Consider the following 12095-nt stretch of genomic DNA (forward strand, 5'->3'; position numbering starts at 1 on the left):
TTTATTCTTCGACTTCAACTTTGTGAGCCATGTAAACCATTGATAATGTTACGAATATAAATGCTTGAATTGCACCGATAAATAATGAAAAGGCTAACCAGACCATTTCTAGTGGTATCGCTAGTGGAATCGTCCATAGTCCTACACTTGATACAAGTCCTGCAATCAGTCCGAGTAATACTTCACCGGCAAAAATATTTCCGTATAAACGTAGCGCCAAAGTAAGCAAGTTCGTAAATTCTTCCATTAACTTGATCGGCATTAGAAAAGCTACAGGACTTAAAAAGCTATTTTTGAAATATCCTTTTAATCCAAAACGGCTAACACTGAAAAAATGCGTTAACCCAATCATGATCAATGCTAATGTCAAAGTGACCATTGGATCGGCTGTTGGGCTCTTCCAATAAGTGTAATCACCGATAGCGACTTTTGTCACTAAACCAATGATATTCGCAACCAAGACGAACATAAACATCGTGAATGCTAGCAGGTGAAAATTTGTTACTTCTTTACTTGGCATATTGTCGGTAATGATTCCCCGAACAAAATCAATGAGATACTCAATGACATTTTGTTTGCCTTTTGGTTTCATTTGAATATTCCTTGTGCAGAAATATACTATCCCAAAGACAATGACACATGTTAACAAAACCATTAAACAAATCGTTCCGTCAAACCAAATTGGCCCAATCTTGAAGAGTAGTGTCTTCTCTTCCAAATTATTTCACCTCTTTTCCAACAAACTTGCGAGAAGCTTAAAAGGCTTCTATTTCTTAACCACACGTATCATACCACCAACGATGAATAATTTCAAAAGAATTTCATGAAAATTGGACACTTCTTTTAATATGACAAAATATTAAAAGAATAGAGTCCTATTAGTATTTGGCAGTACATAGGTCAGTTACTGAAAAAATGATGAAAACTCATCATTTCCATTACACTCTACCAAATTTTCCGCCTAAGATAAAGCAAAGAAAATAAATATGCGAAAAAGAATAAAATCAGCACTAAAATGGGTTCATTTCATTCAAAAATACATGAATTTTAATAAATTACCGTAAATTGTTTTTTAGTGTCCGACTAATTTCTCGATTAATTTCTTTTCGTTTCAAATCTTCCCGTTTATCATATTGTTTTTTCCCTTTTGCAAGACCAATCAAGACCTTGGCATAACCATTGCGAATATAAACTTTTAACGGAATAATCGTGATTCCAGTATTTTTCGTCTCAGCAATCAGCTTGGCAATTTGCTTTTTGTGTAGTAACAATTTTCTTGTTCGTAGAGGATCATGATTGAAAATATTTCCCTGCTCATAAGGACTGATATGCACATTGAGCAAGTACGCTTCTCCATTTCTGATTCTAGCAAAACCATCTTTTAAGTTGATTCGCCCATTTCGAATCGATTTGATTTCTGTTCCTTGTAAAACTATTCCAGCTTCCATTGTATCAACAACAGTATAGTCATGCCGTGCCTTACGATTTTGGGCAATCAGCTTGCCTTCCCCTTTTGGCATACCCATTCCTCCGTTTTCTATTTTTTCTTTTGTTTCTTCGGTTTTTTCTTTTTGGCCACTTCTTTATAAAATGGCTTTTTGCCTTTTTTCTTGTTTTTCTTTTGTGTGAACGGCTTCTTATCAGCATTATTGCGATCTGAAGTTCGTTTTCGGCGTCCATCTTGACGTTTCTTTTGTTTTGGCGCTTCAATTTTCTCAACTTCTTCTGCTTCAAGAAATTCAAAATCGATTTCTCTAGTTTCTGGATCTGCTTTGTCTACTTTGACTTTGACTTTTTGACCGATTTTTAAGGTCATTCCTGTTCGTTCCCCAACAAGTGCCATATGGTTTTCAATAAAATGGAAATAATCTTGTTTTAGGTTATTCACGTGGATCAAGCCTTCAATCGTATTCGGTAGCTCTACAAATAGTCCAAAACGAGTTACTGAACTAATGATGCCATCGTATTCTTCACCAATTTTATCTGCCATAAATTCAGCTTTCTTCATTGAATCAACTTCACGCTCTGTCTCAACTGCTCGACGTTCCATTCTTGAGCTATGATCAGCAATATCTGGTAAATTTTGTTCCCATTTTTCTTTTAGTTTTTCTGAAACTTTTCCTTCATAACTACGAATCAATCGATGAACGATCAAATCTGGGTAACGACGGATCGGTGACGTAAAGTGGGTATAATATTCTGCCGCCAAACCATAATGACCATAGTTATCCTCTGAGTAACGAGCTTGCTGCATACTACGCAACAACATTGTATTGATCACAGCTTCTTCTGGTTTATCAGCAACTTGTTCCAAGACTTTTTGTAAGTCTTTTGGCGTGATATCTGACTTTGTTCCTTTGACTAAAATGCCTAACACAGCTGCAAAATCAAAGAAGCGTTGCATTTTTTCTTCTTTCGGTTGTTCATGGATCCGATAAATAAATGGCAATTTCAACTCATTGAAATGTTTAGCAACTGTTTCATTTGCTGCCAACATAAATGATTCGATTAAACGTTCACCAACACCGCGTGTACGAAGTAAAATATCATGTGGATGACCATTTTCATCAACTAGCACTTTTGCTTCACGGTCTTCAAATGAAATTGCACCGCGATTTTCACGCATTTGTTCAAGAATTTGGTGAAGTTCCCCCATTTCTTGAAACATCGTTAGTAATTTTTTGTAACGTTTCATTGTTTCCGGCTTTTGTTCTTCTAAAATTTCATTGACAGCTGTATAAGTCATTCGTTCAGTCGTTTGGATCACACTTTGGAAAATATCATGTTTCACTATGTGACCATCAGGCGTTATCTCCATTTCGCAACTCATCGTAAGTCTTGGCACGTTAGGATTTAGTGAACAAATGCCATTAGACAAGCGTTGTGGGATCATCGGTACAACTCGGTCAGTTAGATAAACACTAGTCCCGCGCTCATAAGCTTCTTGATCTAAAACACTGCCTTCAGTAACATAATAAGAAACATCGGCAATGTGCACGCCTAAGAAATAATTGCCGTTTTCTAATTTCCGTACTGCTACTGCATCATCTAAATCTTTAGCATCTTCTCCATCGATTGTGACGATCATTTGATCACGTAAATCTCTACGACCTTCGATATCAGCATCTGAAATTGCATCAGGTACTTTGTCCGCTTCTGCGACCACTTCATCAGGAAAACTTGTTGGGATGCCGTGAGCCACGACAATCGATAAAATATCCATACCAGGATCGTTTTTGTGACCGACTACTTTTTTGACGATACCTTCTAAACTTTTTGGATATTCTTTTTCAGGATAGTGCGTCACTTCTACGATCACAATGCTGCCGTCAACTGGTTTGATTCCTTGTGCAGCAATGTTAAAGGTCAAGCCTGTCATTTTTTTATCTTTTGGAACAGCATAACCGTAAAGGTCTGTTTCGCTCACTTCTTTTTCGTCATAGGCAATAAATTCACCTACAACTTGAGTGATCGCACGCGTTTTGATTTCTACTATTTTTCCTTCAGCTCCGCGATCTGAAAATGGGTCCGCCGGCTGGATGATATCAATTACAACGATATCACCATCCATCGCAAAATTGACAGCTTCTTTTGGAATATAGACATCGGCTTCTTCTGGGTCAATGGTCACAAACCCAAAGCCACGTTCATTCGCACGAAAAGTTCCTTCGATATCTCCATTTTTTTGTGGCAAACGGATTTTGCCTTTTTTATTGAATTCTACTAATTTTTCACGTTCCATCGTTGCAACAGTTTGAACCAACAGTTTAAAATCTGAGCTCTTTTGTAGTTGCAAACCTACCGCGATTTCTTCCATAGAAAAACTTTTTTTCGTCTGGTTTTCCATAAAAGATAGGATTTTCTCCTTGATTGTTTGTTTTGTCATTCTTTCTCCTCATTCCAAGACAATGTATTTAAAAATGCAAATACATCTTGTTCTAATTGTTTATGATCTGGTCCAATTGTCAGTACATGTCCGCTATTTGGATACCAGTTTAATGTAAATCGTGTTTGGGCTAGCGCTTGAGCCGTCTGATAGACACCTAACGGATCGATCATTTCATCTTTACCAGCTTGTGCCATAAAAACGGGAACATTTACTTGTCCAAGTTTATTGGCCGTTTGTTCAGAAAAAGATTCAATATCTTTTAGTTGAACGTAAGAAGCTTCTTTGATTTTTACCATTCGTTCTGCTCGTTCATCAGTTGAAACACCAGCTGTTTTTAATACTTTATCAGCATAAAGAACGAAGTTTTCTGGCACTTTATTTTTTACTGGGAAAATGGGTGAACAGAAAAAGCCGCCACCGATAATTCCTTCTAATTGACTTGTCAATGCGCCCATCGTAAAAATGCCACCCATTGAAAGACCAAAAACAGCCATTTCTTGATATCCTTTGTCTTTTAAAAATTGAACAGCTTCAACTGTATCTTGCCACCAATCATTGGTTGTCTTTTCCAAAATATCTTCTGGCGCAATAGTTGCATGACCAGAAAAATTAGGTGAATACACCGTATAATTTTCTTTCTCTAAATAACGACTCAGCATCCGAACATCGTTGCTGCTTCCTGAATAGGCGTGCAATAATAGTACGGCACGGGGACCATTTTGCGTAAATAATGGTTTAGGTAGACTTATTTTTTTCACTATCTAATTCACCTCATTCCCATTTTAGCACATTATCTATTGAAAACCTTATGAAAAGAAAGATGTTGCAAGAACTTTTATTAGAGAATTGTTCAACTTGTGTAAGAAAAAAAGCCCCTCAGTAAATGAGAGACTTCAAAGATTTTAATTCGATGATAATAATACTAAAATAAATAATAGTAACATCCAAACGGCACCAATAATCGCTGTCGCACGTTGCATAACAGCTTCAAATCCGCGTGCTTTTTGTTTACCGAAAAGTTTATCTGCGCCACCTGTAAATGCACTTGCTGCACTGTTTTGCTTACTTGGCTGCATCATAACGGCAATAACCATCACTACTGACAGGATGATTACAAGTGTTAAAATAAAATTATACATAGTCTAATTCTCCCTTATTCACAAAATACATCTCTTATACTTTAGCATATTTTCTATTCAAATACCAGTTGTATTTGAATAACCTTGATTTTTTTCATCTATATTGGATGAAAAAAGTGATCTGTGCCTATTTAACCAAGCGCAGATCACCTTTACTAAGTTCTTAAAACATCACTATATTCTGGTTTTGTATCAAACTCTTTTTTAGCAAACGGACACAATGGAATGATTTTTTTGCCTTCACGCCGAGCTTTTTCCACTCCGTTAAAGACTAATTTTTCCGCTAGTTTTTGTCCTCTGTAAGTTGGATCAACAAATGTATGATCAATTATCATCATTTTGTCTCCTGCATTTGACCAAGTCATTTCGCCAATTTCTTGATTGTCGTCATTTAATAATACAAAGCGATTTTGTTCTTCTTTGATTTCCATCATTATTTTTCGTCCTTTCGAATGTATTTTAAAGCGCCACTTGGACAGGTATCGATTACACGAATATTCTCTTCAATACTGCCATTATCAGCAATAATCCAGGGTCTACGACCGACTTCAAAAACATCTGGATTACCGAAAACACAGTTGCCGATATGAGCACAAATGTCCTTACTATAATAAATATCCAAACCCTCTCCTGAATATTTACGATAACCTTCTTCTAAAAGTATTTCTTCTGTTACTGGTTTATCATTTATTTTGCTTCCATCCATCCAATTTCCCTCCTATTAAAAAAACTGAGCGAGCTAGTATGTACAGCTAAATCACCATAAAATAACGTTTGTTATTCAGCGCTTTATAAGTTGATTCTACCAATTTAAAAGTATAGTTGCAACTATCTGTTCTCCTAAAATAATACTCGTTAAAAAGATCCAACTCAATCATTTTTTGCCCGTAAGGAAGATAGAATCGAAACCGTATCCACCACTTCTTGTAAAACCGCACCAAATAAAGCGGGGATGATGCCTGTACTTGCTACTAACATCAAGACTGTACAAATCGTGATACCAATTAAAACCGATTGTTTCGCGATTTTCATGGTATCTTTAGAAATTTTCACTGCTGTACTGACTTTTTCTAAATCATCTTTTAAGATTACTGCATCAGCTGTTTCGCTTGCCGCCGTTGCGCCATGAGCTCCCATAGCAATACCAACATCGGCAATTGCTAAAGAAGGCGCATCATTCACACCATCTCCGACCATGATCACCGGCCGTTTAGAGTCAGGTATTTGCTTTAGCACATTGATTTTATCTTGAGGCAAACATTCCGCATAAACTTCGCTAATTCCAACTTCTTTTGCGATATCCTCTGCAACTATTTGATGATCTCCTGTCAACATCAATAAGTGGTCTACATGTAATTTTCGCAAATGATCCATCGTTTCTTTCGCCTCTGGACGAATTCTATCTGTGAACGTAATATAGCCTAAATAATGTTCATCTTGAGAAATGTAAATAATCGTTTGGTCTGCTATTTCTTCAATTTTTTGTTGGGAAATAAAGGCTGGTTTTCCAACACGAATCACTTTCCCTTCAATTATTGCTTTGACACCAGCGCCTGTTACTTCTTCTAAATCAGAAACCTTCTTTAACCTTTCTGGTGAAGAGATATATGCTACAAGTGAGCGTGCTAATATGTGACTGGATTCTTGTTCCGCACTTGCTGCTAATACTAATAAATCTTCTGCTGAAACGCCACTTTCAGGAATAATTTTATCCACTGATAAAGCTCCCTTAGTAATCGTTCCCGTCTTATCAAAGGCAACTGATTTTGTTTCAGCCATTTTTTCCAATGTGGTACCTGTTTTTACGACAATCCCATTTCTACTTGAGCGGCTCATACCAGCAACTAAAGCGATTGGTGCTGCTAATATCAATGGGCAAGGTGAAGCCACGACCAACACTTCCGCAAACCTAGTTGGATCTTTTGAAATAAACCATGCTGCTCCTGCAATCAAATAAGCTGTAATTGTAAAGGGGACAGCATAGCGATCGGCCATTCGTACAAAATGAGCAGGTTGTGCTTCTGAGGCTTTTACCAGTTTCACGATAGTTTGATATTGACTATCTGCTGCACTTTTTTCAGCTTGCATTGTAAGTGAGCTGTCGCCATTGATCGAACCTGACATCAATGGATCGCCTATTTTTTTGTTCACGGGACGTGATTCACCAGTTAAAGAAGATTCATCAACTTCAGATGTCCCTTTTGTAATATAGCCGTCAACGGGAATTATTTCTCCTGGTTTAACCACAAGTTGATCGCCTACGACGACTTTTTCTGCTGGGATATCTGTCAATGTATCATTGATCAGCTGATGCGCTTGTTGTGGTGAATTATCCAGCAACGATCTTAACTCTTTATTGGCCTTTTTAGCTGCATAATCTTCAAGAGAATCACCCCCTGTCAACATGATCAAAATCATCAAACTTGCCCAGTATTCGCCGACTGCTAACGTTGCAATGATTGCTGTTATCGCTAAAATATCCACACCGTATTTGCCTGATTTCAACGTTTTTACCATTTCTACTAACATTGAAAATGTCATGATTGAGCCCGTAATTATGATGATTCCAAACGCCCATGCTGGCTGATGAAAAATAAATTCAAATACTAATGCCAAAATCCCTGTCACGATCGTAATGATCAATTTCGTTAAATGTTTCATTTATACCACTCCTTTTGAAAAGTTTCCCCTTTTATCTTTAGATTACGCGCACTTGGAGAAATAACAAAGTTAAAGGGCTTAAATGAAAATGATTGTCATTCTTTATTAGACTCACCCAACATAAAAAAGCTAGGACATCTTTACGTCCTAACTTTTTCTAGCCTTAAATAACTCTTTTTTTCTTCTTGATTCTTCTATTTTCTTTCCTCTTCTCAACCTCATATATCGCTCTCGTCATAAATAATGATATATAGTTAAAAATAGACCGGCTGCCAAGAATCAATGGCAGATAGAATAGAACATTTCTTGTAAATAATGATGTCAACATAAAGAAATTCCCAAAGAATAGGAAGCAAACAAGAAACGCAATTAATAGAAGGCCAATCATGATCTGTTTTTTCAAATCTAATGGTCGTGCGGCTCTAAGTAACACTTGAAATCCTACACAACCTGTAAGCAACACACACATCGTAGAGACATCTTGATGCGATAAATCAAACCAAATTCCAGCTAGCTGTAACACTAAAATATTAAAAACAACTGTCAGTGCTCCGGGAACTGAAATCCGCAATATATTAGTCAAAAAGTGCCCTTTGATTCGTTGATAATTCGGTTCTAACGCTAAAATAAAGGAAGGAATCCCAACCGTCAACGTATTGATTGGCGTTAATTGTAGCGGTGCAAATGGATATGGTAAGAATAAAAAGATAAATGTTACTGCAAGAATCGCAGAGTAAATTGTTTTTACCATATACATTGATGCAACGCGCTCGATGTTATTGATTACACGGCGACCCTCATTCAGTACTTGGATCATTGAACTAAAATCAGAATTTAATAAAACGACATCTGACACAGCACGGGCAGCATCACTTCCACTCGCCATAGCTACGCTGACATCTGCTTCTCTTAATGAAAGAATATCATTGACACCATCCCCTGTCATACATGTCGTATGTCCATTTTGTTTCAAGGCTTGAATCAACTCTCTTTTTTGATAAGGCGTTACTCGACCAAAAACGGTCGTTTTTTCTACCAGTTCATTGAAGTTTGTTGAATCAGAAATAGTACTCATGTCAACAAAATTTTCTGCTCCAGCGATTCCTGCTTGCTTCGCTATTTGCGATACCGTTATTGGATTATCACCTGAAATGACTTTTAGAGTTACATCTTGTTTTGCAAAATAAGAGAATGTATCAACAGCATTTTCACGTATTGTATCCGCAATGATAAAAATCGCAACCGTTTCTTTCTCTTTAGGCAACTTAGGACTTGTTAACTCTTCTGAAAAATGAACCAAAATCAGGACACGATCTCCTTGCTCATTATAAGGCGCCAATTTCTCTCGTAACGCTTCTGGAACTTCAGAATAAATAAATTCTGGTGCCCCCATAACAAACGAGCCCTTTTCTTCAAAAGTGATACCACTCCATTTTCGATCGGAAGAAAACGGGATTACTTCTTTAACTTTCCAAGCAGATTGAGAAAGTGGAAACCTCGTTCTAAGAACTTTAGCTGTTGCATTTTGATCTGATAGGCCTGCCATCATTTCACTCATTGCACGCTCGATTTCACTTGCTGGAAAACCAGCTTGGGGAATCAATTCTTTAAATGTCAAACTGCCATCTGTAATAGTTCCTGTTTTATCTAGACAAATAGTGTCAACACGTGCAAGCGTTTCAATACAGGATAGACGTTGGATCAAGGTTTGTTTTCTGGCTAAATTCGCTGCCCCTACTGCAAATGCCACGCTAGTCAATAGCATCAAACCTTCTGGAATCATACTAATCAACGCGCCAGAAACACCTAAAACTGTTTTTGGAAAGGATTGTGTTGATTGGTACTGTGACCAGAATAATAGTAAACCAATCGGAATGATCGCAAATGTTAGTCCTTTGATCAAAAGATTCAGTGAATTCATTAATTCCGAAGTCGAATGTTTCTCTGTTTTCGCTTCTTTGGATAACTTAGAAACAAAGTTGTCTTCACCGACTGCCGTGATTTTGACAAAGCCTAAACCTGAGGTAATAAAACTTCCACTCATGATTTTGTCACCATTTTGCTTCGTGATTTTATCTGATTCTCCCGTTAATAAGGATTCATCGACCTCCATACCTTCTGCCTGAAGCACGACACCGTCAGAAGGAACTTGATTTCCTAAGGTTAAAACCAACACATCTCCCAAAACAATTTCATCTTGAAAGATTTTAACCAATTGATTTCCTCTTAATGCAGTTACTTCTGTTTTGTTAACGATGGATAGTTTGTCGATCGTTTTCTTTGCATGGATTTCTTGGATTACACCAATTGCTGTATTGATAATAATGATCCAGAAAAATAGTGCATTTTTAGGATACCCCACAGCGAAAACTGCACCGGCTAAAAACAAGTTGATAAAATTAAATAATGTTAGCGAATTTTCTAAAACGATCTGTTTTGTTGTTCTAGATAGATCTTCAACTTCTTTGTTGGTCTTACCTTCTGCAGAAAGTTGCTGTACTTCTTTATCGGATAATCCTTTAATATTGGCTGGGATTCGAATATCATTATTATTGATTGTTTGCGGTTTTTCTTCTGATGGAGAAAACTCCTCTTTATCTATATCTCTTTTTTTCCTAAACAATTTTTTCATTTTTTCATTCACCTTCTTATTACTGTAATTAAATCAATTGTAGAGTAGTTTATCTACTATTTCAGATAACTAGTTTAATTTTACACTTTTTTTAACCATTTGAACAAAATGAAGATATTTTGTTATGAAATTTAGCTATAAAAAAAGAAAGGCAACTCTTTCTCAATTGATTTTAGTGCGCTTGCTATGCTTTATATTAAAGTGAACCTCAGATTAAAAAAAGTTGTAGGAAAAACGAGAATTTCAATCCACTCACTCATATTAGAGTGAGACATAAAATCATTATTACAATAAATGATCAGCATAGTATTTCAATCCACTCACTCATATTAGAGTGAGACAGATGCTGAAGTAGATGATTACGACTATATCGCTATTTCAATCCACTCACTCATATTAGAGTGAGACCCCGTCATTTGATATCGGAGATAAATGGTTATCAAATTTCAATCCACTCACTCATATTAGAGTGAGACCGCTTGCTCCAGCAGCTCTCAGCAGAGAGTCACATTTCAATCCACTCACTCATATTAGAGTGAGACATTGTTTACATTAGTTTAAAGACCCTCTTAAAAAATTTCAATCCACTCACTCATATTAGAGTGAGACTGTCATGCGGGCACCGAAAACTTTTACCAGAGAAATTTCAATCCACTCACTCATATTAGAGTGAGACGTTATGAAGAAGCAGCAGGGCAAGGCTTGATAGCTGGAAATTTCAATCCACTCACTCATATTAGAGTGAGACCGTGAAAAAATAGGATTATCTTCCATAAATCATTCATAATCCTTATTTTTCCAAGTAAATCTACATGAACATTAAAAAAATATGAGAAAAACCTCAAATTTAAGTCCTTTTCTCCACTAATTTTGGTGCGGGTCTCCTAATGATTTCATGGGCACTTGGGGTCCGCACCAAAAATGTTCATTTTCTTTTCTAACTCTTATTTCCAAAAATCATCAAAAATTGAAATCGGCATATGACGTTTATGCTGTGTTTTGTTATACCAACCTTCAATCGTTTCTTTCGCTTTATCCGATACAGCTTTTCCTTCAACATAATCATCGATATCATCGTAAGTCACACCAAGTGCTACTTCATCCGCTACCAAAGGTTTATCATCTTCTAAATCAGCAGTAGGAATTTTTGTATAAAGTTCAGCAGGTGAGCCTAACTCTTTCAGCAATGCCTTGCCTTGCCGCTTATTCAAACGGAACAATGGCAAAATATCTGCTCCGCCGTCACCATATTTTGTATAAAAACCAGTAATATTTTCAGCCGCATGATCTGTACCGATAACAGCGCCTGATTTTTCTCCAGCGATCGCATATTGAACGATCATCCGTTGACGGGCTTTCATATTTCCTTTATTAAAATCATTGATAGAAACCTCAGATTCCTCAAGAGAAATGACACATGCATCAATTGCTGGTTTGATGTTGACACGTAAAGAAACATCCGGTTGAATAAAGTCCAAGGCTTTTTTAGCATCCTCTTCATCAGCCTGTTCACCATAAGGCAAACGGACTGCAACAAACTGATACGCTTCATCTTTCGTTTCTTTACGCATTTCTTCCATTGTTAACTGAGCAAGACGACCAGCTAATGTAGAATCTTGCCCCCCACTGATGCCTAGCACGAAGGTTTTTAGAAAAGGATATTTATATAAATAACTTTTCATAAATTCGATACTTTTTCGGATTTCTTCTTGCGGATCTATTTGTGGTTTTACACCTAGTTCTTCGATAATTGCTTTTTGCAGTGACTCCATAG

Annotated in this window: 10 protein-coding genes and 1 CRISPR repeat array; all 10 genes read right to left on the reverse strand. The window is 36.8% G+C overall.

Annotated elements, in window-relative coordinates:
- Position 1: 1 nt before the first annotated feature.
- Positions 2-718 (reverse strand): F0F1 ATP synthase subunit A, encoded by a 717-nt coding sequence (atpB, locus tag BCR21_RS03780; RefSeq protein ID WP_069645170.1) that lies wholly within the window; start codon positions 716-718, stop codon positions 2-4.
- Between the two features lie 337 nt (positions 719-1055).
- Entirely contained in the window at positions 1056-1520 is a 465-nt protein-coding gene (gene smpB, locus BCR21_RS03785; protein ID WP_069639814.1) for an SsrA-binding protein SmpB, read from the reverse strand.
- A gap of 17 nt (positions 1521-1537) precedes the next feature.
- Positions 1538-3886, reverse strand: a complete 2349-nt coding sequence (gene rnr / locus BCR21_RS03790) for a ribonuclease R (RefSeq protein ID WP_069645171.1) — start codon at positions 3884-3886, stop codon at positions 1538-1540.
- A complete protein-coding gene (locus BCR21_RS03795; RefSeq protein ID WP_069645172.1) occupies positions 3883-4650 on the reverse strand; it encodes an alpha/beta hydrolase in 768 nt (255 codons plus the stop codon). Before BCR21_RS03795 ends, rnr begins: the two co-directional genes overlap by 4 nt.
- A 141-nt stretch (positions 4651-4791) precedes the next feature.
- Positions 4792-5028, reverse strand: a complete 237-nt coding sequence (secG, locus tag BCR21_RS03800) for a preprotein translocase subunit SecG (RefSeq protein ID WP_069645173.1) — start codon at positions 5026-5028, stop codon at positions 4792-4794.
- A 155-nt stretch (positions 5029-5183) separates the two neighbouring features.
- A complete protein-coding gene (locus BCR21_RS03805) occupies positions 5184-5459 on the reverse strand; it encodes a GNAT family N-acetyltransferase (RefSeq protein WP_069645555.1) in 276 nt (91 codons plus the stop codon).
- Positions 5460-5461: 2 nt separating this feature from the next.
- Entirely contained in the window at positions 5462-5734 is a 273-nt protein-coding gene (locus BCR21_RS03810; protein WP_069645174.1) for a (4Fe-4S)-binding protein, read from the reverse strand.
- A 164-nt stretch (positions 5735-5898) separates the two neighbouring features.
- The gene (locus tag BCR21_RS03815) at positions 5899-7689 is read right to left on the reverse strand and encodes a heavy metal translocating P-type ATPase (protein ID WP_069645175.1); all 1791 of its coding nucleotides are present in this window, start codon (positions 7687-7689) and stop codon (positions 5899-5901) included.
- 163 nt (positions 7690-7852) lie between these two features.
- Positions 7853-10321 (reverse strand): cation-translocating P-type ATPase, encoded by a 2469-nt coding sequence (locus BCR21_RS03820; RefSeq protein ID WP_069645176.1) that lies wholly within the window; start codon positions 10319-10321, stop codon positions 7853-7855.
- 240 nt (positions 10322-10561) lie between these two features.
- Positions 10562-11069: direct repeats of the CRISPR family, unit length 33 nt; unit sequence ATTTCAATCCACTCACTCATATTAGAGTGAGAC.
- Positions 11070-11265: 196 nt separating this feature from the next.
- A complete protein-coding gene (gene nadE, locus BCR21_RS03825) occupies positions 11266-12093 on the reverse strand; it encodes an ammonia-dependent NAD(+) synthetase (protein WP_069645177.1) in 828 nt (275 codons plus the stop codon).
- Positions 12094-12095: the final 2 nt, after the last annotated feature.

The organism is Enterococcus ureasiticus, assembly GCF_001730285.1.
GTDB lineage: Bacteria > Bacillota > Bacilli > Lactobacillales > Enterococcaceae > Enterococcus_L > Enterococcus_L ureasiticus.